The organism is Kineosporiaceae bacterium (genome assembly GCA_016713225.1).
Taxonomy (GTDB): Bacteria; Actinomycetota; Actinomycetes; order Actinomycetales; family Kineosporiaceae; genus JADJPO01.
Map to the genome: position 1 here is coordinate 181,836 of JADJPO010000004.1, position 24,606 is coordinate 206,441.

Annotated in this window: 17 protein-coding genes; 8 read left to right on the forward strand and 9 right to left on the reverse strand. The window is 70.9% G+C overall.

Annotation, left to right across the window (positions count from 1 at the left end):
• The first annotated feature begins 177 nt into the window (after window positions 1–177).
• Complete coding sequence (locus IPK24_17400) at window positions 178–1,884, forward strand: hypothetical protein (protein MBK8077291.1); 1,707 nt, start codon at window positions 178–180, stop codon at window positions 1,882–1,884.
• Here IPK24_17400 and IPK24_17405 read toward each other — a convergent pair.
• Genes IPK24_17405 through IPK24_17415 form a run of 3 tightly spaced genes read right to left on the reverse strand, consistent with a single transcriptional unit; the run spans window position 1,881 to window position 4,627 of the window.
• The gene (locus IPK24_17405) at window positions 1,881–2,789 is read right to left on the reverse strand and encodes a sugar kinase (protein ID MBK8077292.1); all 909 of its coding nucleotides are present in this window, start codon (window positions 2,787–2,789) and stop codon (window positions 1,881–1,883) included. The two genes, IPK24_17400 and IPK24_17405, sit on opposite strands and share 4 nt — an antisense overlap.
• Before the next feature lie 4 nt (window positions 2,790–2,793).
• The gene (locus IPK24_17410) at window positions 2,794–3,846 is read right to left on the reverse strand and encodes an ADP-ribosylglycohydrolase family protein (protein MBK8077293.1); all 1,053 of its coding nucleotides are present in this window, start codon (window positions 3,844–3,846) and stop codon (window positions 2,794–2,796) included.
• 13 nt (window positions 3,847–3,859) lie between these two features.
• On the reverse strand, window positions 3,860–4,627 hold the full coding sequence (locus IPK24_17415; protein ID MBK8077294.1) for an esterase family protein: 768 nt from the start codon (window positions 4,625–4,627) through the stop codon (window positions 3,860–3,862).
• Between the two features lie 82 nt (window positions 4,628–4,709).
• On the opposite strand from IPK24_17415, the gene dinB reads away from it, so the two are divergent.
• A complete protein-coding gene (gene dinB / locus IPK24_17420) occupies window positions 4,710–5,981 on the forward strand; it encodes a DNA polymerase IV (protein ID MBK8077295.1) in 1,272 nt (423 codons plus the stop codon).
• A 1-nt stretch (window position 5,982) separates the two neighbouring features.
• Here the strand turns inward: dinB and IPK24_17425 are convergent, their stop codons facing one another.
• Together IPK24_17425 and IPK24_17430 are read right to left on the reverse strand one after the other, a co-directional pair.
• Window positions 5,983–6,420: a thioredoxin family protein gene (locus IPK24_17425; protein MBK8077296.1), complete on the reverse strand. Its 438-nt coding sequence runs from the start codon at window positions 6,418–6,420 to the stop codon at window positions 5,983–5,985.
• A gap of 97 nt (window positions 6,421–6,517) precedes the next feature.
• Window positions 6,518–7,105: a dihydrofolate reductase gene (locus tag IPK24_17430; protein MBK8077297.1), complete on the reverse strand. Its 588-nt coding sequence runs from the start codon at window positions 7,103–7,105 to the stop codon at window positions 6,518–6,520.
• 289 nt (window positions 7,106–7,394) lie between these two features.
• Between IPK24_17430 and IPK24_17435 the strand changes: the two genes are divergently transcribed.
• Window positions 7,395–9,161 (forward strand): DUF222 domain-containing protein, encoded by a 1,767-nt coding sequence (locus tag IPK24_17435; GenBank protein MBK8077298.1) that lies wholly within the window; start codon window positions 7,395–7,397, stop codon window positions 9,159–9,161.
• Window positions 9,162–9,184: 23 nt separating this feature from the next.
• Here the strand turns inward: IPK24_17435 and IPK24_17440 are convergent, their stop codons facing one another.
• The 3 genes from IPK24_17440 to IPK24_17450 are packed head-to-tail and all read right to left on the reverse strand — an operon-like array spanning window position 9,185 to window position 12,935.
• Entirely contained in the window at window positions 9,185–9,697 is a 513-nt protein-coding gene (locus IPK24_17440; protein ID MBK8077299.1) for a (2Fe-2S)-binding protein, read from the reverse strand.
• Window positions 9,694–10,608 (reverse strand): FAD binding domain-containing protein, encoded by a 915-nt coding sequence (locus tag IPK24_17445; protein MBK8077300.1) that lies wholly within the window; start codon window positions 10,606–10,608, stop codon window positions 9,694–9,696. Before IPK24_17445 ends, IPK24_17440 begins: the two co-directional genes overlap by 4 nt.
• Window positions 10,605–12,935 (reverse strand): xanthine dehydrogenase family protein molybdopterin-binding subunit, encoded by a 2,331-nt coding sequence (locus IPK24_17450; GenBank protein ID MBK8077301.1) that lies wholly within the window; start codon window positions 12,933–12,935, stop codon window positions 10,605–10,607. Before IPK24_17450 ends, IPK24_17445 begins: the two co-directional genes overlap by 4 nt.
• An 836-nt stretch (window positions 12,936–13,771) precedes the next feature.
• On the opposite strand from IPK24_17450, the gene IPK24_17455 reads away from it, so the two are divergent.
• From IPK24_17455 to IPK24_17475, 5 genes are all read left to right on the forward strand, one after another.
• Window positions 13,772–15,085 carry a hypothetical protein gene (locus IPK24_17455; GenBank protein ID MBK8077302.1) on the forward strand — a complete coding sequence of 438 codons (1,314 nt, stop codon included), beginning with the start codon at window positions 13,772–13,774 and terminating at the stop codon, window positions 15,083–15,085.
• A 56-nt stretch (window positions 15,086–15,141) separates the two neighbouring features.
• Window positions 15,142–17,826, forward strand: a complete 2,685-nt coding sequence (locus tag IPK24_17460; GenBank protein MBK8077303.1) for an amylase — start codon at window positions 15,142–15,144, stop codon at window positions 17,824–17,826.
• Window positions 17,827–17,976: 150 nt separating this feature from the next.
• Window positions 17,977–20,496, forward strand: coding sequence for an FAD-dependent oxidoreductase (locus IPK24_17465; protein ID MBK8077304.1), 2,520 nt, complete (start codon window positions 17,977–17,979; stop codon window positions 20,494–20,496).
• Window positions 20,497–20,539: 43 nt separating this feature from the next.
• The gene (locus IPK24_17470; protein ID MBK8077305.1) at window positions 20,540–21,343 is read left to right on the forward strand and encodes an electron transfer flavoprotein subunit beta/FixA family protein; all 804 of its coding nucleotides are present in this window, start codon (window positions 20,540–20,542) and stop codon (window positions 21,341–21,343) included.
• Between the two features lie 41 nt (window positions 21,344–21,384).
• Entirely contained in the window at window positions 21,385–22,368 is a 984-nt protein-coding gene (locus IPK24_17475) for an electron transfer flavoprotein subunit alpha/FixB family protein (protein ID MBK8077306.1), read from the forward strand.
• 27 nt (window positions 22,369–22,395) lie between these two features.
• On the opposite strand, the gene IPK24_17480 is transcribed toward IPK24_17475, so the two are convergent.
• Window positions 22,396–24,495, reverse strand: a complete 2,100-nt coding sequence (locus IPK24_17480) for a methyl-accepting chemotaxis protein (protein ID MBK8077307.1) — start codon at window positions 24,493–24,495, stop codon at window positions 22,396–22,398.
• Window positions 24,496–24,606 lie beyond the last annotated feature (111 nt).

A 24,606-nucleotide genomic window follows, 5' to 3' on the forward strand; every position in this document is an offset into this window, starting at 1 on the left:
CAGAGGTGCGAGAACCCCTCCGCCCACCCCGCGGTCATCACCCGGATCCTCGCTCCGGACCTCACCGACGCGCCGTCCGAGGGTGGAGCCGGACCGGGGGACCCCAAGACACCACAGAAGCCTCGGCACTAACATCGTGGCGCCACCCGCTCTAACCTCCCGGAAGGGACATACGGCATGGATGTGGTCCCGGACGAGGAGCAGACCCTCACCCATGCCGTCACCCGGCTGCACCGCAGCGTGCAGAGCGTCCAGCTGGCCCCCGAGGCCCCCGCCCTGGCCGGGATGCGCGCCCGCCGGGAACGAGCGCTGCGGCTGCTGGAGAGCTACGCCCTGCCCCGCCTGGCGGACGTCGAACCCCCGTTGATCGTGGTCATCGGCGGTCCGACCGGTGCCGGCAAGTCGACCTTGACCAACTCACTGGTGGGGGCGCCGGTGAGCCTGAGCGGGGTGCTGCGGCCCACCACCCGCCAGCCGGTGATGGTCTACAACCCGCTGGACACCGAGGCCTTGCAGGCCGTGGGACTCGTCGGAGGCGGCACCGAGAACCAGCGAGCGGACGCCGCGCGCTGGGTCGACCTGCGCGCCGTCCCGCACCCGGACGTGGCCCGCGGCCTCGCGGTGATCGACTCCCCCGACCTGGACTCGCGGGTGGACCACAACCGCGACCTCGCCTCACGGCTGTTGGCCGTGGCGGACATGTGGCTGTTCGTGACCACCGGCACCGACTACGCCGACGCGCTCTCTTGGGGCGTGCTGGCCGAGGCCGCCGAGCGCAAGGTGCCGCTCGCCGTCCTGCTGAACCGACTGCGCGACAACGAGGCCATGCAGGTGCGGCGCCATCTGGCGACGCTGCTGACCCAAGCGGGGCTGGCACACGCCCGGATGTTCACCTTGCCCGAGATGATGCTGATCGAGGGCCGCCTGGCGGTTCAGGCGATCCTGCCGCTGCAGCGCTGGCTCGAGACGGCCAGCCGCGCAACCGACCGCCACGGCCCCGCCGCCCCGGTCTTCGACTCCTCGGTCGAGCAGGCGGTGGCGGCCGTGCACGCCCTGGCCGACGCCGCCGACGACCAGGTGGTGGCGGCGCGGCGGCTGCGCGTCGACGTCGAATCGATCTTCGCCCACGCCCGCGAGCAGGTGCGGCAGCGCTGCACCGATGCCTCGCTGGTGACCGAGGACCTGGCCCGGGCCTGGCAATTGGCCCGCGGGCCGGCTCGCGGGCCGAACAACCCCGCCCACGCGGCCCCGCCCTCGGGTGGGCTGTTGCGCCGCCGCAGCCGGGCCACCCAGCGCCCCCAGGACGGCGTGGTCAAGGTCGCCGAGACGCTGCACTCGGCCATCAGCGCACTGTTGCACGAGCAGGTCGACCTGGCCCTGTTCCGGATCACCGAGCGGTGGGCCGACCATCCCTCGATCACCCCGGCGCAGGCCCAGGACCTGGCCCGACCGACCGGCGACTTCGCCCGCCGGGTGGACGACGCCGTGCTGGGATGGCTGACCGGCATCCACGCCCGGGTCCACGCGGGCGAGACTCCGGTGCCGCCGTCCTCCCCCGAGGTGGCGCGTGCCGACCCGGTCACCGTGGCCGTCGCCACGCTGGCGGTCGAGGGCGGCCCGGCCCGTGGCTCCGCCGGCGTGCGTCAAGAGGTGCACACCGCGGCCCGGCGTCCGCTCGCGCACCTGACCGAGCCCCAGATCGCCGCACTCGCCCGCGAGTCCTGGCTCGACCTGGTCGCGGCCGTCAACGCCGTGATCCTGCACGACGAGGCCCGGCTGTCGAACATGTTCGACGAGTCCCAGGTGTTGCCGGAGGTCGCCGCGCTGCTGCGCGAGGCCGCAGACACGGTCACCGCGGCCCTGCACCGGCCCGAGCCGGCCTAACCCGACAGCCCCAGTTCGCGCCGGGTCGGGCCGGACGCCGCCCCGCGACGGGTGATCGAGAAGGCCGCGGCCCGGTTGGCCAGCCCGAGGGCGGCCGTCCAGTCCAGGCCCGCGGCGCGGGCCGCGAGCAACGCGCCGAGGTGCGTGTCGCCGGCGCCGTTGGTGTCGATCACCGGGCCGGGCGGGACCACGCCGGGCGAGGCCACGACGTCGACGGCAGCACCAGGATCGGCGGCGCGCAGTTCGGCACCCGCGGCGCCTCGTCGCACCACGAGTCGCCGGGGCGCCGGCAGGGCCTCCAGCGCGACGAGTTCGGCGGCGGACACGCTCACCAGGTCGGCGCGGGCCACGACCGACCGCAACGACTGTCCGGCGATCTGACCGACCAGCGGCCCGGGGTCGAACACCACCCACGGGCCGCCGTCCGCGGCCGGGGGAAGCGCCGCGAGCCAGGTGGTCAGCGCCGGCGCGGCGTCCGGGTAGACCAGGTCGTAGCCCGAGAGGTACACCGCATCCCCGGGGCGCAGCACGATCGCGGCCAGACTGGTCGCGTCCTGCGCCGACTCGGCGCCGGGCGCGGTGACGAAGGTGCGCTCACCGCTCGGTTCGACCAAGGCCAGGCACCAGCCGGTGTCACGGCCGGGCGTGGCAGGCAGGAGGCAGTCGATCCCGTTGTGCCGCAATGCATCTCGCACCAGGGCGCCATGCGGGCCAGTGCCGTGGCGCCCGGCATGGACGGTGGGCAACCCGAGGCGGGCGGCAGCCACCAGGGCATTGATCCCGCCGCCGGCCGCCGGGCCGAGATCGTCCGCGATCACGTCCCCGCCGCGCTCGGGCAGCGCCGGCACCGCCAGGGTGTGATCGATCAGGATGCTGGCCAGTCCGACCAGCCGGCTCACTCTCATCGACTCACGCCCATCGGCTCACGCTCATCGGCTCACGCTGGGGTCGATGGCGCAGCGCCACCAGGCCATCGACCAGCCGGACGACCCGGCCGGCGTCCAGCCGGAGCGCTGCCACCGCCTCCCCCGGCAGTGCCGCGAAACCCGTTGCGGCACCGACCATCGCCCCCGCCATCGCCGCGATGGTGTCACTGTCGCCGCCCAGCCGGGCGCCGAGCCAGCCGGCCCGCCACGCGTCGTCCGGGCTCAGCGCAGCGATCGCGAAGGCGGCCGGCACGGCTTCGAGGGTCGCCAGGCTGGTACCGAGCGTCTCGGCGAGGTGATCGAGCGTCTCGGCACTCACCGAGGCCGGCGCGCTCGGAGCGGCGCTCGCCGCCAGATCGAGGGCAGCGTCGAGCCGCCGCGCCAGCGCGCCGTCCGGCTGGGCGCACCGGGCGACCCGCATCGCCACGCGGACCGCCTCGGCCCAGCTCGCGCCGTCCAGCGACACCGAGATCACCGCGGCCACGGCCGCCGCGCCGGCGACAGCCACCGGGGTGTCGTGGGTGACTCGGCAGGCATGGTGCACTGCGGCGACGAAGGCGTCGTCGTCCGAACCCCTGCCCCAGTTCGGCATCGCTGTCGCGATGCCGAGGGGGGCGATGCGCATGGCGGCCCCGTTGGTGGTGCCGTGGCGTCCGGTGGTGGCCGGGTCGGCGCCGGCCCGCACGGCCTGCAGCGCCGCCCGGGTGGAGGGGCCGAGCAGGTCGAGGGAACCCCGGGCGGCCATCTGCTCCTGCCACTCGAGCAGGGCATCGGCCAGGCGCAGCGGGTCGATCACCCCCGCCCCCTCGACCAGCACCTCACCGAGCAGCAGGGCCTGTTCGGTGTCGTCGGTGATGCTGCCGGCCGGTAGGCCCGCGCTGATCGGGTTGTCCGGCGGACCGGCCAGGAAGCACGGGCCGACGGCCAGCAGTTCCTCGGCCCGGGCGCGCGAGAGCTCCTGGGTCGGCATGCCGAGCGCGTCGCCCAGGGCCAGACCGATCAGTGCCCCCCGGGCGCGATCGCGCAGCGTCGTCATGAGGGCCGCGGGGTCACGAACTCAGCGGCAGCCAGGCCAGGACGTCCTGGATCGTGGCGTCCCAGTACGACCAGACATGCTCGCCGGGGCCGAAGTCGCTCGTCACCTGCGCTCCGCGTTCCTCGGCCCGCGAGGCGAAGCGGCGTGAGTCGTCGATCAGCTCGTCCTCGGTGCCACAGCACACGTAGAGGCGCGGCAGCGCCGCCACCTCGGCGGCGTCCAGCAGGTGGAAGAGATCGGCGTCCGTTCCGGCGATCGAGCGGCCGCCGTGCACCAGGCGGAACAACTCGTCGTGGGTCCCCGCATCACGCAGCGCCGGGACGTCGAGCGCGCCGGACAGCGACGCCGCCGCCGCGAACCGCTCCGGCTGCCGCAAGGCCCACCGCAGCGCGCCGTAGCCACCCATGGACAACCCGGCGACGAAGGTGTCCTCCCGGCGCTGGGAGACCACGAAGAACCGGGACACGATCTCGGGCAGTTCCTCGGCCAGGAAGGTCCAGAACCGCAGCCCGTTGGCCTGATCGGTGTAGAAGCTGCGGTGCACCTGGGGCATCACCACCGCCAGTCCGCGTTCGTCGGCATAACGTTCGATCGAGGTCTGCCGGGTCCACATCGTGTCGTCGTCGCTCAAGCCGTGCAGCAGGTACAGCACCGGCGGCGGGCCGCCGCGATCGACCTCGTGGGTGCCGATGCGCGCCTGCGTCGATTGCGGCAGCACCACGGTGATCGACGTGCCCAGTTCGAGCGCCTCGGAGAAGAGGGTGCAGCGAATCAGTGCCATCGGACCATCCTCGCCTATACCGGCCCCGGCGAATCCGCCGGCCGCCCTTGGTTTCGAACATCTGTTCGAGTAGCCTGATTCCATGTCCGGCGAGCCCAGCATCCTGCACGCCGACCTCGATGCCTTCTACGCCTCGGTGGAGCAGTTGCTCGACCCCGCCCTGCGCGGGCGACCGATCGCCGTGGGTGGCAGTGATCGTGGCGGCGTGGTCCTCGCGGCCTCCTATGAGGCCAAGGCGTTCGGGGTCAGCGGGGGCATGCCCGGCTGGCGGGCACGACGGCTCTGCCCGACCATCACCTTCGTCCGCGGGCACTTCGATCGCTATCAACAACTCGCGGACACCGTGATCGGGGTGATGCACGACCTGACCCCGTTCGTGGAGCGGATCTCGATCGACGAGGCGTTTCTGGACGTGTCCGGCGCGACGCACCTGTTCGGGTCGCCCGCCACGATCGCCACGGTGCTGCGCGACCGAGTGCGCGACGAGGTCGGGCTGCCCATCTCGGTCGGCGGTGCCCGCACCAAGCACCTGGCCAAGATCGCCTCACAGGTGGCCAAGCCCGATGGCCTGGTGATCGTCGAACCCGGCAGCGAGGAGGCCTTTCTCGATCCGCTGCCGGTCGCGTTGATGTGGGGGGTGGGGCCGGTGACGCGGCAACGGCTGGCCACCGAGGGCATTCACACCATCGGTGACCTGGCCCGCAGCTCCCCCGACTCGGTGCAGCGCCTGCTCGGCATGGCTGTCGGATCGAAACTGTCGGCGCTGGCGCACGACGAGGATCCGCGGCGGGTGGTCGGGCCGGCCCGCGCCCGCTCCGTCGGGGCACAGTCGGCGATGGGGCGGCGCCGGGCCACGCCCGAGCTGGTGCGCTCGGTGCTCGGCCACCTGGCCGATCGGGTCGCGACCCGGTTGCGCGCCAAGGAGCGCGCCGGGCGCACCATCACGGTTCGGGTGCGCTTTCCCGACATGCACGCCGTCACTCGCTCGACCACCCTGGGCGGGCCGATCTCGGCGACGCTGACCCTCACCGAGGTGGCCGAGGAGCTCGCCTGGCAGGCGATCCGCGATCAGGAACAACCCGCGGACGGCGGCCCGTGCGAGATCAGTCTGCTCGCCATCTCGGTGTCGAACCTGGCCGTGCAGCGCATGATCCAACTCGAACTGCCGTTGCCGCCGCCCGATCCCCGCAGTCCCGGGTCGCAGGCCGGTGCGGCACGGTGGGCGGTGGATTCCACGATCGACGCGGTGCGGGCCAAGTTCGGCACCGCCTCGGTCGACTACCTACCGGCCGCCCTGGGCCGGCGACGTGGCGTCCCGGACGACTTCCGTGGCCTGGCCGAGCGTGAGCTGTGAGTCAGGCCGCCACGGCCTCGGGGACCAGATCGGCGATGGCCTCGCGCGCCTGGACGGCGGTCACGGCCCCGGACATGCGCCGCACGATGCGGCCCTTCCCGTTCAGGATCAGCACCGTGGGCGTGCGGCGGACATGCAGGCGACGAACCAGGTCGAGGTGCTGCTCGGCGTCGAGTTCGACATGGGTCACCTCGGACAGGTGCGAGATCAGCTCGCTCAGGACCGCCCGGGTGGCACGACACGGGGAGCACACGGTGGTCGAGAACTGTACGAACGTGGCCCGGCTGCCGAGAGCGGCGCTCAGCTCCTCCGTGGTGAGGACGTCGTCGCTGCGCACCTCACGGGCACGGCCCGACCGAGCCATGACGGCCGCGCCGACCACCACGGCGATCGCCAGAGAGCTCACCAGGATGACGACTCGCATCAGGTCCGGACTCATGCCGTGACTCAACCCGAGGTCCGCGGCAGATCATCCAGCCGTCCGCATCGTGAGACGACCGTCCCAGCGGAGGTGGCTGTTCAGCGTTGGCCGGTGGTCACTGTCGGCGGTCGAAGGTCAGCATGATGGCGCCGGAGTCCGTGGGGAGGCTGGCTGCGAGCGCCCACCTGGACGGCGTCAGCCCCTCGGGGAACAGTCGCTCGCCGCCACCCACCAACTCCGGGGCGAGCGTGATGCGCAGCCGGTCCACCTCGTCGGCCTCGAGCAGCTGCCGGATGATGGACTGGCTGCTCAACACCCAGATGTCGCCGTCGCCCTGAGCTCGTAGTGTCCGGACGGTGTCGGCCGGGGAGGCCGTTGCCAGCCGTGAGTTCCGCCAGTCGAGGTCGGGCGCGAGGGTGGTGGAGAAGACGACCTTCTCGACCTCCGTGAGCCAGGCGGCGAACCGTCGGTCGCGCGGCTCGGCGGACTCGTCGGCAGCGACGGGCGGCCAGTAGCCACCGAAGCCTTGGTAGTTGACGCGGCCCAGCAGCGCCGTCGTCCCCGAGGTCATCGCCACCAGGCCGTCCCGAGCCTGATCCGTGATGGCGTGGGGCACGATCCAACCCATGTCGAACGGACCGCCCGGCCCGGTGGTGCGGCCATCCAGCGACAGCATGATGTTGGCGATCACCTGGCGGGTCATGAGGTCGGTCCCAACGTGTGGTGGGCGAGATGGTGCCGCGGCCTCGAGCGGTCGCTGCGTCACGCTACCGCCGACCGGCACGCGAGGCGTGTTCACGTCGGGGCACCGCTTCGGAGCGCGCCGAGGCCTCGGAAAGTCGTTGTCGTTGCGAGGTCTCGAGAGTGGTCATATTCCCGTCCGTGCGGAATTGCCCATCGTGACGTGGTTCACAAAATTCGTTGCAGTGCAATGGCTTTCACGGCCATCTCAGGGGGCTTGGTTGTCGGTGGTCGCCCGTACTGTCTGATTCATGGAACCGGAGCAGACACCCACCCCGGACGGCGAGCCCGCCGTCGGGAATGGTGGGCTGCCCGGTATCCCGCACGGCGACGCCGACGCGGCCGCGATGAACGCGTCACCGGTCACCGCCGTGTTGGATGCGGTCTCGGCTCAGATCCGCTCACTACAGACGACGCCGACCCTGACCTTGTCGGACGACGAGCTGCGCGACGCGCTCATCGCGGTCCACCGGGTCGCCAACCAGGTCGAGGCCGCCACCTTGCACTTGGTGCGGGCGTTGGATGATCGGCCGGAGGCGATGCCCACCTGCGCGCCCGGCAAGGTCGCCGCCACGTTCCTGGTGCACGCCCTGCGGGTCGATCCCGGCACCGCGGCCCGGGACGTCGCCGCAGCCCGTGCCCTCGACCCGGACGGCGCCGGGGTCGGTGTCGCCGGCGACAGCGACGGTGCGGGTCTGGGCGCGGCTGGGCTGGGGTTGCCGGAGGTGGGGGCGGCGTTGGCTGCCGGCGACATCTCGCGACGTCACGTCGACCATGCGGTCGGGTGCCTGGGCCGCATCGATCGGGACGTGTTGGCCCACCTGGATCCGGACGGGATCTCCGGGATCCAACGCGTCGATGAGTTCCTGGCCGAGATGGCCCGCCAGCACGCCCCGCACGTGTTCCGGCGCCTGTGCACCCAGTTGGAAGAGGCCCTCAACCCGGACAGAGGCTTCGACCCGAAGGCTCACGAGAAGCGGTACCTGCACCTGGGCACCGACAGCAACGGGATGTTGGTCGGCCGGTTCGCGTTGTCCCCGGCGGACGGGTTGATCGTCCGGAACGTGATCCACGCGTTGAGCAAACCCACCACACCCACCACGACCACCGACGCCGAGGCTGCCGCTGAAGCTGGTGGTGACAAGCAGGTGCAGGGTGAGCTGCCGCTGCGTGACCCCCGCACCGCGGCACAACGCCGCGCCGATGCCTTGACCCACCTGGCTCGGCTGGCCCTGCACCGCGGCACCGACCCCGACGCAGACCCCAACCCCGAGGAAGGTCCACCGGCCGACGGCGAAGACGACCGCAACGGCTCAGCGACCGCTGGCCGGATCACGAGTAAGACCGTTCCACCCACCCGCCGCGGACCCACCCCACCACCGGCCACCGGCGTGCACATCTCCCTGATCGCCACCCTCGACCAACTCACCGCCTGCCTACGGTCCGCACCCACCCCCGGCGCTGGGCTGGGCAGCGACCTGGGACCCGGCGGCGGACCCCTACCCCGCCACGTCCTGGCCCAGATGCTCTGCCAGAGCCTGATCTCCCCCAGCCTCCTGGACGGCAACGGCGCCGTGCTCGCTCAGGGCCGAGCCCAACGCCTCGCTACCCCCACCCAACGCCGCGCCGTGTTCGCCCGAGACCGGGGCTGCATCATCCCCGGCTGCACCGCGCCACCGGACTGGTGCGACGTCCACCATGTCGTGCCCTGGGCCGACGGCGGCCTCACCGACGTCGACAAGATGGTCCTGGCCTGCGACCGCGACCACACCGGCATCCACGCCGGCATCTGGACCATCACCATGATCAACGGCGTGCCCTGGGTCATCCCCCCACCCTGGATCGACCCACTGCAACGACCCGTCCGCAACACCATCCACGACGACGAACGGACAGCCCACCGGCTCGCCCGACACCTCGGCAACCAACTCAGCCTCGACCTCGAGCCGGACACTGGTGTCGGCCCATGCCCTGACGCCTGCCATGACGCAGGCCCCGACCCGCCGGAGCCGACGTGAATGCCGCCGGCCGAGCGAGCGACCTACTCCTCGCCGGCGGCCACCGACGCCACGGCCTTGACGATGCCGTCGTATCCGGTGCAGCGACAGAGGTTCCCGGACAACGCGACGCGAATCTCGTCCTCGCTCGGGTGGGGGGAACGGGCCAGCAGCGCCGTCGCCGACACCAACATGCCGGGGGTGCAGAAGCCACACTGCACCCCGCCGCGGGTGAGGAACGCCTGCTGCAGCGCCGAGAGCTGCTCGCCGCCGTCACCCGTGCTGCTTCCGGTGCCCTCGCCGGTCCCGGTGAGATCCGACAGCCCCTCGACCGTGGTCACCTGCGCGCCGTCGGCCTGGACCGCCAGGTACGAGCACGAGTTCGTGGGCCGGCCGTCGACCAGCATCATGCAGGCGCCGCACTCGGAGTCGTCGCAGCCCTCCTTGGCCCCGGTCAGGCCGACCTGCTCGCGCACCGTGTGCAGCAGGCTGGCATGCGGGTCGATGTCCACCGGGTAGCTGATCCCGTTGACCACCAGGGTGATCGGCACACTCATCGCACAACGCTCCAGTCACTCGCGGGAACCGCCACCTGCTCACCCGTGGCGCGCCGGATCGCGGCCTGCACGGCCCGCCGGGTCACCACCGCCGCCATCGCCCGGCGGTACTCCGCCGAGGCCCGCACGTCCGAGATCGGCCGGGACGCCGCCGCGGCCGCCTCTCCCGCGGCGCGCACCGCGGCGTCCAGGTCACCACCGCCCGCACCGGCCAGGGCCTGCTCCGCCGCGGTCACCCGGCAGATCACCGGGGACAGCGCCGTGATCGCCACCCGCGCCTGCTGCACGGTGGCGCCGTCCGGTGACAGCTGCACCCAGGCACCGGCACCGACGACGGCGATCTCCATCTGGCGCCGGTACTGCAGCCGGACATAGGCGCTGGCCTCGGTGCCACCGGCGGCAGCAGCGGGGATCTCGATGGCCACGAGCAGCTCGTCCGGGGAGGCCGAGATGCGGCCGGGCGCCGTCCAGAGCTCGTCGAGCCCGAGGCTGCGGGTGCCCTGCGGTCCGACCAGGACGGCGCGGGCGCCGTGACAGAGCAGCGGCGCTCCGGTGTCCATGGCCGGGGAGGCGTTCATGACATTGCCCCCGAGGGTGCCGTTGGCCCGGGTGGCGTGGGAGCCGACGATCGCGCTCGCATCCTGCAGCCCCGGTAGCCGTTGTGCCACAACGGGATCGGCCAGCAGCTGGGCGTGGGTGACCAGAGCACCGATACGCACGCTGCCATCGGCGGCATGCTCGATCGTCGACAGTTCGGCGATACGGTGAATGCCGACCAGCGCCTCCGGCAGCGGCGACTTGCCGTGTCGGGCGCCCACCACCAGGTCGGTTCCGCCCGCGATCGGGCGGGCGCCGGCGGCCATCGCGGCCACGGCGGTCGCGACGTCCCGCGCCTCGACGTAGGTGCTCACTGCTGGCCCTCCTGGTTCAGTGCGGCCTGGTTCAGTGCGGCCTGGTTCACTGCGGCCCAGACCCGCTCGGCGGTCATCGGCAACTGGTCGACGTGCCGTCCGATCACCTTGGCAATCGCGTTGCCGACCGCCCCCGACGTCGGCACACTCGGCGGCTCACCGATCCCCTTCGAGCCCTTCGGCCCGGCGTTCGGGGTGTCGATCTCGATCCACCGGATGTGGATCGGTGGAGCGTCGCTGGCGGTCTGCAACTTGTAGTCCAGCAACCCCGGGTTGCGCTGCCGACCGGACTCGTCGAACCAGGTCGCCTCGCTCAGCGCCTGCCCGATGCCCATCATCACCCCGCCGTAGACCTGGCCGTCGGCGCCGATCCGGTTGAGGATCACCCCGGAGTCGTGCGCCGCAGCGAACTCCATCACGCGCACCACGCCGGTCTCGCGGTCGACCTTGACCCGCGCGGCGTGGGTGATCAGCTGCGGCGCCAGGAACGACTCGAAGCCCAGCCGCCCGACACAGGACGACGCATCGGCCGGCGGATTCTCCGGCACCTCACCGGACCCCTTACCCAGCAACGGGGTCCCGGTACCGGCCAGGTCGGCGATGCTCACCGCGACGTCGGGCGAGCCGGTGGCTCTGACCAGCCCGTCGACCAGCTCCAGCTCGGCGGCATCGATCTCGAGCTGCTGCGAGGCCAGCTCCAGCAACTGCGTGCGCACCTCACGAGCCGCCTCGATCACCGCGCGGCCGTTGTTGAACGTGGTCTGTGATCCCGAGGACCCCATGTCCCACGGACCGGAGTCGGTGTCCTGATAGAGGATCGAGAAGTCCTCCGGGCGCATGCCCAACTCGGCAGCAGCCAACAAGGGCAGGCCCATCACCGACCCGGTGCCGTTCTCCTGTGCCCCGGTGATGATCACCCCGGTGCCGTCACCGTTGAGCTTGACGTACGCCCCGGACGGCGAGGCCATCGAGGGCCACCAGCCGCACGCGAAGCCGATCGCCTCGTCGTCCGGCAGCTCACCGCGCAGGTAGGCGTCGTACCCGATCATCTCGAGCGCCGCCTCCAGGGTCTGCTTGACCCCGATCTCGTCGAACACCTGCCCCGCCGGGCCGATCGCGCCCTCCTCGATCAGGGTGCGCCGGCGCAGTTCGGCCGGGTCGAGTTCGAGGGCCGTCGCCACCTCGTCCATGTGCTGCTCGAGCGCCCAACACGCCTGGGGCGCCGTGGGTGCGCGCACCGAGGCCGACGGCTGATTGGTCGAGTAGACCAGCAGCGACTCGATGTTCACGTTCTCGAGCACGTACGGCCCGCAGACGTGCATCGCCGCCATCTGAGCGAAGAACCCGCCCTCACCGCAGTACGCGCCGGCGTCCATGACGACCCGACCGCGCCGGGCCACGATCCGGCCGTCGCGGGTCACGCCCGTCTCGAGCTCGACGAGCATGCCCTCGCGACGGTGGTCGGGCGCGAGGAACTCCTCACGCCGGCTGAACACGAGCTTGATCGGACGTCGCGCCGCCCGGGCGAGCGCCGCGACGTGCGCCTCGAAGTGGAAGTCGCACTTGGACCCGAAGCCACCACCGAGCAGCGGCACGATCACCCGCACGTTCGACTGCGGCAAACCCAGGGTGTGCGCCACACCCTCGCGCGCCGCGAACGGCACCTGGGTCGAGGTCCAGACGGTCACCTTGTCGCCGGTCCACTGCGCCAGGACGGCGCGCGGCTCGATCGGCGCCCCCTGCGAGGCATCGGCCAGGTAACTCCCCCGCACGACGACGTCGGCACCGGCCATCGCGGCGTCCGCATCGCCCTTGACGATCGTGGAGCGGCCCAGGATGTTGCCGTTACGCCCCATCGAGCGGCTACCGCCGTAGGACTGCCACTCCGGGTGCACCAGCGGCGCGGCGGGATCGGCATTGGCCACGTAGTCCGGCAGCGGGTCGAGCACGTCGTAGGTGACCTCGATCGCGGCCGCGGCCTGCCGGGCCAGAGCGGCGGTGCGCGCCGCCACGGCCGCGATCACGTCGCCCTCCCACCGCACGACATCGGAGGCGAACAGGTACCGGTCACTCACCATGCCGCCGTAACGGATCTCCGGCACATCGGCGTGGGTGATCACCGCGAACACCCCCGGGATCGCCCGCGCGGCCGTGGTGTCGACGCTGACGATGCTGGCGTGTGGATGGTCGGCGAACCGGAAGGCGCCGTGCGCCTGGCCGGTCAGGTTCATGTCGGCCGTGTACCGACCGGTCCCGGTGACCTTCTCCTTGCCGTCGGGACGGATGAACACACTCGGCCTGCTCTCCGCCTGATCCGTCATCGTCATGGCTGCCACCTACTCTCCTGCCGAAGCCATCATCGGCGGGCGCCCCCGTCGCTGGCCACGGACTGTGCGGAACTGCATCGTGCCGGTTCGGACCGAGGGTAGAGCAGCCCCACCCCAGTTCCACGGCCATGGCCTTCCGCGCTGCGTCAGCGAAGTCCATTCGGGAATGAAAGGAATGCCATAAGTGACGTGCCACACACTCAGCGTGATAGTCCACGGGGAAGTCACCGCCGTACCGCCTCGAGAGATCAGCCATCACCACGTGGATCAGCGCGCCGTCCGACACCTCACAGCCTGTGCCATTGCCCCCGCTATGGGTGTTGCTCTTCGCGGCCCCGGCCTTCGCTGACACCTATCGGTATCTGCGCTCGACCCAAATCCAGCTCGGCGTCGACACGCCGATGGCAGAACGGCGCGCAGCAGCAATGACGTGTCGGGAACTCCAGTGCGCTCACGAGCTGGGCACCCTGAGCACATCGTGTGACTCGGCTTACTCGCCGATCACCCATCCGCGTTGTCGGGCCTTCTCGTCACGCGCCGGTGGCCTGCTGGAACAGTCGAATTCTGACCGAGAGACCGCTGCTCGCCGTGAGCAACTGCCCTGATCGGCGGCCTGCTGACAGTCGACAGGTCCACCACCTCGAGGAAGGCCAACCGATCGGTTCGAAGATCACCTGGCTGAACAGTGGAGATCCACTCGGAAGTCGATTTAACAATTAGTATCGTGCTATCAACAATACGTGATCGAAGGCTCAGCAGTCGTCATCCGCGAGAACACCCGTATCTCAGAGCACGGTCCCCGATACCTGTCGCGCATCCGGCGGTGGAATACATCGTTGCCCGCCGGCGTCGTCGCGCCGATTCTCGTCATGGTGTTCGCAGCGCTGACGTTCGCTGTCCATTGGCAGGGACCGACACGCAGGGCTCAAGGCGACACCTATTGGTATCTCCGCTCGATTCAGATCTTCCGCGGCGTCGAACCGTCACTGGCCGGACGCCGAGCCGGCATCTCGGTGTGTCGAGACATCAACCGTGCCCACCGAGCCGACCCTGCGCTCTCCTCATGCCCCGGGACGTATGCGGCGATCTCCCATCCGCGCTACCGAGCCATCTTCGAGAGCCGTCCTGGCTACCCCGTGCTCAGCCTGCCGGCCGTCGCCCTGCTCGGACCGTGGTGGGGCATGGCGGCCACGTCGGCGATGGTGTTCGTGGCACTGTCGTTGCTGACGTATCTGGGGTGCCGCCTCTCGGGGCTCTCTGCCCCTGCCGCCGCCATCGGTGGCTGCCTGCTGGCCGTGCTGCCGGTGGCCTACTGGAACAGTCGGATGCTGGCCGAGGGGCCAGCCATGCTCGCGGCGGGCGGCGCCCTGATCGGCGGGCTGCTGGTGCTGCGCGATCGGTGGGCACGCGGCGTCTGGCTGTTGGTCGGGAGCCTCACGGCCGCATGCGCCGCCAAGCCGGCCTGCGGCGTCGCCACGGCGCTGGCGCTGACGGCCGCCGGTCTGGTGCTGGGGCTGCGGCCCCGGCGCTGGGGACGGCGGGCACCTGGCTGGGTCGTGGCCGGCAGCGGGCTGGTGTGTATCGGCGGGTGGCTGCTGATCAGCCAGCAGGCGGGCCTGCCCTCGCTCGGCGAGACCGTGCAAGACATGGCGACGTCACATTTCAAGCGGCCGGACGTCGCCGATCCGATGGCCGTGCTGGTGCAGTCTGCCGCGAGCCTGTGGACCGACACGGCACCGTCACGGTTGGGCCTTCCGTGGCCACTGATCATGGTGCTACCGGCCTGTGGATATGCCCTCTGGCGGCTCGGCGCCCGCGGCCTGCTCTGGGCGGGCGTCTCGCTCGCACCCATCGCCGTGGTGACCGCTCACCCCCTCGTGAGCGAGTACAGCCGGCTGATCGGGCCATCGTGGATCGCGGTGGCGCTGGCGGCTGCCGTGGCCAGCGACCACCTCAGGGATGCTCGGGGACCCGTGAGGAAGGCGGCACAGGGGCCAGCGCCCAACCCCCACGGGCAGTGTGCCCTGGAGTCCACCGCCGCCGCACGTCGGCACCAGGTGCTGCTGCCAGAGGCGCCCGGCACTCTGAAGGGCCATCATCTCTGGTCACCACTCGCCACGCTGGGTAGCCTGCTGAGGCCGGACGGCTGAACGCCGGGCGAGGGGGACCCACCATGCAGGTATCGCCGCCAATGTCGCCACGCCCGATGCGCCAGGCACCACGCCGCTCCCGCGGCCGGATCCTGGTGGCCGCAGCGCTCGGCATCGCCCTGGCCGCGCTGGTGCCGGCCTTCAACGGCACCCGGACGCCGGCCAGCGCCGCCGGGACCGCCCCCGGCTCCCCCGGGCTCGCCTCGACCTGGGGGCCGGGCGAGAAGTCCTTCCTCGGCACCTCACGCAGCACGACCAGCAAGGTCTACTTCACCGGCTACCGCGGCATCATCTCGGAGGTCTTCAACCCGGTCGCCGACACGGTCGAGACCGTCGACCTGCAGTTCCTGGTGGGTGACACCGCCAAGACGTTCGTCGACGAGGAGAAGCTGCAGAACTACACGGTCACCCAACCGAACCGGCGCTCGATGCGCTGGCAGACCACCACCGCCAACCCCGGCCACCGCTGGAGCATCACCAAGAACATCTTCACCGACCCCGGTCGCGACGCCCTGATCGCCCGGGTGACCCTGAACGCCACCGGCGGGGCAACCCTGGGCGACCTCGAGCTCTATCTGTTGCACAACCCGGCGATGGACAACTCCGGAGCCGGCGACACCTCGAGCACCCTGACCACCGGCGGGCGCACCCTGCTGGTCTCGTCCCAGGGCACCCGAGCCTCGGCGCTGGCGATCAGCCGGCCGTGGAAGACCTCGGCCGGCGCACCGATGGTGTCGAGCGGCTTCGTCGGCACCTCGGACGGCTGGACCGACCTGCTCGGCGGAGCCTCCGACAAGACCATGACCTGGGCCTACGACAGTGCCGGGGCCGCCGGCAACCCCGGTAACACGGCCCAGCTGGGCTGGGTCGACCTCCCGACCACCGGCACCTCGGTGAGCTTCGACGTCGTCCTCGGGTTCGGGGCCGGCACCGCGGCCGCGGCCGCGACCACCAACGCGACGCTGGCGAGCAACCTCGCCACGCTGCAGTCGACCTACGACAGCGGCTGGTCCGGTTACACCGCCACGCTGAACACCCAGGGCGGCACGGCCGACGATCAGTACTACCTGGCCGCGATGGCCCTGAAGTCGATCCAGGACAAGACGAACGGCGCGATGATCGCCGGGCTGGGCACGCCGTGGGGCGCGAGCAACGGCGACGGCAATCCCGGTGGCTACCACCTGGTCTGGTCCCGCGACCTGTTCAAGTTCGCCAACGCCCTGCTGACAGCCGGCGACGTGGCCACGGCGCAGCAGGTGACCAGCTACCTGTTCACCGTGATGCGGCAGACCTCGGCGTGTGGCACGGCCGAGTACGACGCCCCCGGATGCCCCCAGGGCTACTCCCGCATCGGGCGCTTCCCGCAGAACTCGTGGGTCAGCGGCTGGCAGTACTGGCAGGGCACCCAGCTCGACGAGCAGGCCATGCCGATCATCCTGGCCTGGCGCACCTACTCCCTCGGCCCGACCGCGACGAAGACCGCGGTGAACGCGCTCTGGCCCCAGATCAAGACCACCGCCGACTACCTGCTCGCCACCGGCCCCTGGACCCACCAGGAGCGGTGGGAGGAACAGTCGGGCTACTCGCCGTCCACGATCGCGGCCGAGATCGCGGGGCTGGTCGCGGCGTCCGAGTTCGCGAAGCTGAACAACAACACTGCCGCCGCCGCTGCCTACCTGGCCGCTGCGGACCGCTTCCAGCAGCGGATCGAGCAGTGGACGCTCACCACCACCGGCCCGTGGGGCGACGGCCGGTACTACGTGCGGATCAACCCCGCCCCGCGCAGCAACGCCGGCATCGGACCACAGCGCTACAACCCCGCCTTCGGCCCCGACACCGCCGCCACGATCCAGGACAAGAACGGCGGTGGCGCCCGCGACCAGCGCCGGGTGGTCGACGGGGGCTTCCTCGAGCTGGTGCGCATGGGCGTCAAGCGCGCCGACGATCCCTCGATCACGGCCACGCTGCCCGAGTACGACGCCCTGTTGAAGCAGACCATCGCCGGCAAGGGCGACGCCTGGTTCCGCTACAACTACGACGGCTACGGCGAGAAGAACGACGGCAGCGCCTTCGACGGCACCGGCAGGGGCCGGTTGTGGCCGATCTTCACCGCCGAGCGCGGTATGTACGAGATCGCGCGCACCGGCACGGGGTCGGCCGGGGTTGCGTACCGGACGGCGGTCAAGAACTTCTCCTCGGCCACGGGAGCGATTCCCGAACAGGTCTGGAACACCAGCGCCACCCTGAGCGGCGACTGGGTGACCACCACCCCGGCCGGCCGCACCCCTGGCACCGCCACCGGGTCGATGTCCCCGCTGAACTGGGCGATGGGTGAGTACCTGAGCCTGATCGCCTCGATCAAGGCCGGCAGCGTGGTCGACATCCTGCCCGCCGTGTGCGGGCGCTATCACACCTGCACGGTGCCGACCCCGGCCGGGCAGGCAGGGATCACGTTCGCAGCGACGGCCACCACGGTGCCCGGCCAGCAGGTCTACGTCACCGGCAATCACGCCGCCCTGGGCAACTGGAACCCCGATCTGGCCGTGCCGCTCGACCCGGCGACCTACCCGGTGTGGACGAACCGGGTCAACCTGCCGGCCTCGACCACCGTGCAGTACAAGTACCTGCGCAAGAACGACGACGGCACGATCACCTGGGAGAACCTCGCCGGCGGCGGCAACCGGTCGTTCACCACGCCTGCCGCCGGCGCGGGCAACCGCAGCGACACCGTCGCCTGGTGAGCCCACGCACCTCGGTCCACCTGCGCACCCACGATGCTTGACCTTTGCTCCGTCAGCGCAGCATCCTGATGCACGTGCGTTCCGCATGACGCATGCGCGATGCACAGTACGCAACACGACTCGTCGTATGGACCAGAGAGGCCACCTCACATGAGCACAGTGCCGAGCCGGGCACGGACCGTCATCATCGGCTCCGGGATCGTGGGCAACAGCGTCGCCTACCACCTGGCTCGCCTCGGCTGGCGTGAGCTGGTGCAGATCGACAAGGGTCCGCTGCCCAACCCCGGCGGCTCGACCGGTCACGCCAGCAACTTCATCTTCCCGGTGGACCACTCCCGCGAGTTCACCGACATCACCAAGGACAGCGTCGCGCAGTACAAGGAGCTGGGCGTCTACACCCAGTCCGGTGGCTACGAGGTCGCCCGCAGCGCCGAGCGCATGCAGGAGCTGAACCGTCGCATCACCTCCGCGATCTGCTGGGACATCCCGGCCGAGATCCACACCCCCGAGCAGGTCCAGGCCAAGGTGCCCTTCCTCGACCCGAGCGTGATCGTCGGCGGGTTCTGGTCGCCCACGGTCGGCGTGGTCGACTCGTTGCGCGCCGGCACGATCATGCGCGAACGCGCCGTCGAGATGGGCGCGCTCACCACGCACGCCAACGTCGAGGTCACCGGCATCGACGTCGAGGGCGGGCGCGTCGTCCGGGTGCGCACCGACAAGGGCGACATCGAGTGCGAGACCATCGTCATCGCCTGCGGTGTCTGGAGCCCGAAGATCGCCACGATGGCCGGGGTGCACATCCCGCTGACCCCCGCCGTCCACCAGATGATCTCGGTCGGCCCGGTGCCCGAGCTGGCCGCGATCCCCGGTGAGATCTCGTTCCCGATCGTCCGCGACATGGACACCTTCTGCTACGAGCGCCAGCACGGGTCGGACATGGAGGTCGGCTCCTACGCCCACCGCCCGATCCTGATGCGCGCCGAGGAGATCCCCTCGATCGAGCAGTCGGCGCTCTCACCCACCGAGCTGCCCTTCACCTCCGACGACTTCGACCCGCAGCTCGAGCAGGCACTCGAGCTCATGCCCGACATCCTGGGCAACCCGGACGTCGGGATCCGTTACGCCATCAACGGTTTGCTCTCGTTGACCCCCGATGGCTTCCCCGTGCTGGGCGAGTCCCCCGAGGTCAAGGGCGTGTGGTCGGCGGCCGCGGTCTGGATCAAGGAAGGCCCGGGCGTCGGTCGCATGATCGCCGAGTGGATGGTCGAGGGCGACAGCGAGATCGACGGCGCCCACAGCGACATCGCCCGCTTCTACCCGCACCAGACCACGCGGCACCACATCACCTCGCGCACCTCCGAGGCGTTCAACAAGACCTACGGCATCGTGCACCCGAGTGAGCAGTGGTCCTCCAACCGCGACGTCCGCCTCGCCCCGATGCACGCCAGCGAGAAGGAGTTGGGCGCGGTCTTCTTCGAGACCGCCGGCTGGGAGCGGCCGTTCTGGTACGCCAGCAACGAGGGCCTGCTCGCCGAGTACGGCGACCAGGTCATGCCCCGCAGCGCGGAGTGGGACTCGCGCTGGTGGTCGCCGATCATCAACGCCGAGCACCTGGCGATGCGCGAGCGCGCGGGCCTGTTCGACCTGTCGGCGTTCTGCGTGTTCGACGTCATCGGCCCCAAGGCCCTGGACGTCGTCCAGCGGGTCTGCGTGCAGAACATGGACGTCAAGAGCGGGCGTGTGATCTACACCCCGGTGCTGTCCGCCAAGGGTGGCTTCAAGTCCGACCTGACCGTGATGCGCCTGAGCGAGAACCACTTCCGCGTGGTGACCGGTGGCGCGCACGGCAATGCCGACCGTAAGTGGTTCGCCGATAATGCCGAGCGCGCCGGCGGCGGCGCCGTCGTGGTCGACCTCACCTCGGCCTGGACCACCATCGGTGTGTGGGGTCCGAAGTCCCGCGACATCCTCGGCAAGCTGACCGACGACGACATCTCGCACGCCGGCTTCGCCTTCAGCTCCTGCCGCGAGATCGAGGCGGCCGGACTGCGGGTGCTGGCCTCGCGGATCAGCTACGTCGGAGAACTCGGCTGGGAGCTGTACGTGCCGATCGAGACCGGCGCGCGGTTGTGGAGTGCGTTGCGCGAGGCCGGATCCGGCGACGGCCTGGTGCCCTGCGGCATCGGGGTCTACGGCACCACCGGCCGGCTCGAGAAGGGCTACCGCGCCTACGGCGCCGAGCTCGACGGTGAGCGCACCGTGGTCGAGGCCGGGATGCAGCGGCCCAAGGTCAAGGAGATCGACTTCATCGGCCGCGACGCCTACCTCGCCCAGCGTGAGAAGGAGCCGGCGAGCATCCTGTGCACCCTCACCGTCGACGACCACACCAGCTCGACCGGTGAGAAGCGCTACATGCTCGGCGGTGAGCCGATCCTCACCCCGGACGGCGAGGCGCTGGTCGACGGCCATGGTCACCGCTCCTACGTGACCAGCGCCGGGTCGGGCCCGAGCGTGGGCAAGCACCTGCTGCTGAGCTACCTGCCGGCGGCGCAGGCGGTCGAGGGCACGAAGCTGGCGGTGCAGTACCTGGGCGAGCGCTACCCGGTGACGGTGGCGGTGGCCGGGTCGACCCCGCTGTTCGACCCCGAGAACGCGCGGATCCGGGCCTGAACGACCCTGGGCGCAGGTCCACCCGATCGAGAGACTGAGAGACATGCCGAACGTATTGGTCTGCATCAAGCGAGTAGCCGGATCGAGTGGGCAGGTGTTGCTGTCCGCCGATGCGATGTCGGTGGACGCCCGCCATGTCGGGCACACCCTCAGCCCGCACGAGGAGTGCGCCATCGAGGCCGCCGTCCAGATCGCGAGTGAGACCGGCGGCGCTGCCACCGTGCTCACCCTCGGCCCGGACGGCGCGCTGGAGCAGTTGCGTGAGGCGCTCGCGGTGGGCATCACCTCGGCGGTGCACCTGCGCACCGCCGACGAGGGTGAGCCCGGCTCGGTGGACGCCTTCGGCCCGGCGGACGTCGCCGAGGCCATCGCGGACGTCGTCCGCCGCCGCGAGGCCGCGGGCGAGGGTTTCGACCTGGTCCTGGTGGGCAACGACGCCGCGGACACCGGCGACTTCCAGGTAGGCGTCAGGGTCGCCTACCTGCTGGGTCGCCCCGTGGTGACCGGTGCCCGCACGGTTGCGGTCGCCGGCTCGACGGTGACCGTGGTGGGCGACGGCCCGCAGGGCACCGAGGAGTTCGAGGTGCCGCTGCCGGCCGTCGTCACGGTCAAGGAGGGCGAGATCACCCCGCGATACCCCTCGATCCCGGGCCGGCTGAAGGCCAAGAAGGCCCCGGTCGAGGTGGTCGAGGTCGCCGCTCCAGCGCACGGCACCGGTCGACGCACCCTGATCCTGCCGCCCGAGCAGCCCAGCACGGTTCAGGTTCTGGGCACCGACAAGGACACCTCGGCCGCAGCCGCCGCCGTGGTCGACGTGCTGCACACGATCGGGGTGGTGACCAAGTGAGCGGGGTTGTTCTCGTTCTCGTCGAGTCCGAGCCGGAGGAGATGTCGACCCTCTCGCTCGAGGCGCTCACCTTCGCCCGGGGTCTGGCGGAAGCCAAGGGAGCCAGTGGAGCCGATGCCGTGGCCGTTCATGCCCTGGTCGTCGGGGATGTCCCGGCGAGCGGGCTGGATGAACTGTCCGCCCACGGTGCTGCGGTGCTGCATCAGGTCAGCGACCCTCGTCTGGCCGCCTACAGCGCGGCGGCCTGGGCCTCGTGCGTCGTGGACGCCGTCCGCGCCCACGCGCCGTCCGTGGTGTTGGCCCCGGCCAGCCCGCGCGGCAACGAGGTGCTGGCCCATGTGGCCGCCCGGCTCGACCTCCGGATGGCCGCCAACGTCACCGAGGTCACCTCGGCGCAGCTCGGCGGCACCGACACGGGCGATGCCGTGTTGGTGGCACGACGACAGGTGATGGGCGGGGCGGTGCTCGAGGAGCTCGACCTGGTCGGTTCGCCGGCCCTGTTCACCATGGCCGGACATGCGGTGGAGCACTCCGTCGTGGCCTCGCCGGTGCCGGTTCAGGTCGTGGCGGCGACACCCGCCTCACTCACCGACGCCGACCTGGTGGCCCAGGTGCGGCGCACGGTGCCCGTGGCCAGCTCGGGCACCGACCTGACCCGGGCCCGGGTCGTGGTCGGCGGCGGACGCGGCGTGGGCGGTCCGGACGAGTTCGACGAGCTCATCGCCCTGGCCGCGCGGCTGGGCGGTGCCCTCGGCGTCTCGCGCGTGGTGACCAGCCTCGGCTGGCGCCCCCACCACGAACAGGTCGGCCAGACCGGCAGCCGGATCACGCCGGACGTCTACCTGGCCTGCGGTATCAGTGGCGCGATCCAACACTGGGCCGGCTGTTCCAGCGCGAAGACGATCATCGCGGTGAACACCGACCCCGAGGCACCGATGGTGACCAAGGCGGACTACGCGGTGGTGGGTGACCTGCACCAGGTGGTACCGGCGATCAGCGCCGAGCTGGACGCCCGTCACCACTGAGGCGCCGTCCTGGGGGTCGGCCGTGCATCAGACCTCGGCCGATCCCAGGACGTCCTCGAAGTAGGTCGCGATCGCGTCCCGCAGGTCGCGGCTCGCCTCGATGAAGCCCAGGCCGAGGTGGATCAGCCCACCACTGACAGCCAGCCGCTGCACCGTGCAGACCACCCGGATCTGCCGGCCCACCAGGACGAACTCCAGGGTGACCTTGTCGTTCTCGCGGACGGGAGTGTCCGAGCGGACCGTCCCGGCCATGCCGCCGATGCTGATGTCCTTCCAGGCGATCGGTGCCTGCACCGCGTTGACGATCAACAGGCCCTCGCCGTGGAACGGCACCCGGCGAGCGGTGCGGCGTTCCACCTCGCTGGTGGCATTGGTCAGGGCCTTGACCCGGGCCACGGCCGTGCTGACGGCCCCCTGCATCGCGGCGACGATCTCGTTCTGACGATGGGTCACGCCGACGACATCGGCGGTGGCCTCGTCGATGCCGTTGACGCTGCCGGCCATGGTGGCGATCACCGTGGCGACCGAGCGGGCATGGTCCTCGATGGTGGCGATCGTCGCCGAGATCTCGCCGGTCGAACGGGACGTCGAGCCGGCCAGCGACTTCACCTCGTCGGCCACCACCCGGAAGCCCTGCCCGGCCTCGCCGGCCCGATTGGCCTCGATGGTCGCGTTGAGCGCCAGCAGATTGGTCTGTGAGGCCACGCCGGCGATCATCTCGGCGATGCCCCCCACCTTGCGCAGGCTCTCGCCCAGGGCCTCGACGTAGGTGTCGGCCTCACCCGCCTGGTCCACCAGGCTGCGGGTGGCCCGCCCGGTGCCGCCGACCCGGTGCGAGATGGTCTCGGCGCCGTCCTGCACCTCGCGGACGTGCTCGACGATCCGGTCGAGCTCCTCGGCGATCTGGGCCGCGGTCTGATCGATGATCTCCTGCGCCCGGCGGCGGACGTCCTCCTCTGCCCGACGCTGCTGCTCCTGGGTGTTGCGCAGCTGTTCGCGACGCTCCTCGTGCTCGCGCTGCAGGGCAAGGTTCGCCTGGCTCATGGTGTCGATGGCCAGGTTGACCGCCGCGGCCATGCGCCCGATCTCGTCGGCTCGCCGAACATCGGTGCGCCGGGTCAGATCGCCGGCGGCCATGGCCTCGGCCACCTCGGTGACCTGCTCCATCGGGGCGCTGATGCCCCGGCCGAACCGGGTGGTGATCAGGCTGAGCACGACGCCGCCGACCACCACCAGCAAGCCCAGCTCGAGCAGCAGCGAGCCCGTGAGCACGCTGGTGTCCGCGCGGCTGACCTCCACGGTCCAGGCGTTGGCATTGCCCTTGCCGAGCCCGACGTCCGCCGAGGCCCGGATCGGCCCGGCGGCACCCGCCCACTCCCCCCATGGCGCCAGGGGCTTGTCCACGATCGGCTGGTCGACCGCCGTATCGGCGATCACCTTCTTGCTCTCGGTGTCGACGATGCGCACCTGCATACCGCCGTGCAACTGCCGGACGACGCGGCTGCGCACGGCGTCCAGGTTCGCCTCGAAGTGCAGGATGACGAGGTTCTTGCCCCCGAAGGTCAGCGGCGTCGAGTTCGAGACCACCCACCGACCGGAATCCTCCGACACGTAGGGGCTGCCCTGCCACACCTCGCCCTCGCGCAGCGCGAACGAGGGCGCGAAGAACGCGGCCTCCGACTCGTCGGGTGACAGGTCGTCGTCCGGCGCGATCTCACCCTTGGTCTGTCGCGCCAGCTCTCTGCCGTCGGCGGCGATGAAGCAGGACTCGTCGATCAGCCCGGGCTCGATGTCGTGCAACGCCACCAGCGCGTTGTTGATGCGCACCGTGGTGAGCCGCCGGTTCTCGGGTTGCTCGAACCAGTCGCGGTAGGCGGTGTTGCCCGCGGCGATGAGCAGGTCCTGGCGCCAGGTGGCGAACTGGTTGGTCAGTTCGTCGGAGATCAGGGTCGCGAACTCGGCCGTGTCGTCCTGGGCGCGCTGGTGGCTCTCGCGCTGGGATTGGTAGGCGAACAGCGCCGCCGTGGCGAACATGGCACTCAGCGCCATCGCCATGGTGCGAACCACCAGGGCGCGACGCAGGCTGCGGCCCCCCGCAAGGGCCGCGATGCGCCGAGTGATGACCATGGCGGGTTATCGCCAGGTCAACCCGAGCTCTTGAGCACCACAGAACATCAACCCGACGACTGATGGTGTCACGACAGTGAAACGGCGGGCGCAGCATGTGCTGCGCCCGCC

Bases quoted from the DNA above. Each gene is read 5' to 3' on its own strand.
- IPK24_17425 (MBK8077296.1), bottom strand. From the start codon at position 6,420: ATGAGTCCGGACCTGATGCGAGTCGTCATCCTGGTGAGCTCTCTGGCG.
- IPK24_17480 (MBK8077307.1), bottom strand. From the start codon at position 24,495: ATGGTCATCACTCGGCGCATCGCGGCCCTTGCGGGGGGCCGCAGCCTG.
- IPK24_17460 (MBK8077303.1), top strand. From the start codon at position 15,142: ATGCGCCAGGCACCACGCCGCTCCCGCGGCCGGATCCTGGTGGCCGCA.
- IPK24_17405 (MBK8077292.1), bottom strand. From the start codon at position 2,789: ATGAGAGTGAGCCGGCTGGTCGGACTGGCCAGCATCCTGATCGATCAC.
- IPK24_17430 (MBK8077297.1), bottom strand. From the start codon at position 7,105: ATGACCCGCCAGGTGATCGCCAACATCATGCTGTCGCTGGATGGCCGC.
- IPK24_17400 (MBK8077291.1), top strand. From the start codon at position 178: ATGGATGTGGTCCCGGACGAGGAGCAGACCCTCACCCATGCCGTCACC.
- IPK24_17410 (MBK8077293.1), bottom strand. From the start codon at position 3,846: ATGACGACGCTGCGCGATCGCGCCCGGGGGGCACTGATCGGTCTGGCC.
- IPK24_17450 (MBK8077301.1), bottom strand. From the start codon at position 12,935: ATGACGATGACGGATCAGGCGGAGAGCAGGCCGAGTGTGTTCATCCGT.
- IPK24_17440 (MBK8077299.1), bottom strand. From the start codon at position 9,697: ATGAGTGTGCCGATCACCCTGGTGGTCAACGGGATCAGCTACCCGGTG.
- IPK24_17415 (MBK8077294.1), bottom strand. From the start codon at position 4,627: ATGGCACTGATTCGCTGCACCCTCTTCTCCGAGGCGCTCGAACTGGGC.
- IPK24_17475 (MBK8077306.1), top strand. From the start codon at position 21,385: ATGTCGACCCTCTCGCTCGAGGCGCTCACCTTCGCCCGGGGTCTGGCG.
- IPK24_17435 (MBK8077298.1), top strand. From the start codon at position 7,395: ATGGAACCGGAGCAGACACCCACCCCGGACGGCGAGCCCGCCGTCGGG.
- dinB (MBK8077295.1), top strand. From the start codon at position 4,710: ATGTCCGGCGAGCCCAGCATCCTGCACGCCGACCTCGATGCCTTCTAC.
- IPK24_17470 (MBK8077305.1), top strand. From the start codon at position 20,540: ATGCCGAACGTATTGGTCTGCATCAAGCGAGTAGCCGGATCGAGTGGG.
- IPK24_17465 (MBK8077304.1), top strand. From the start codon at position 17,977: ATGAGCACAGTGCCGAGCCGGGCACGGACCGTCATCATCGGCTCCGGG.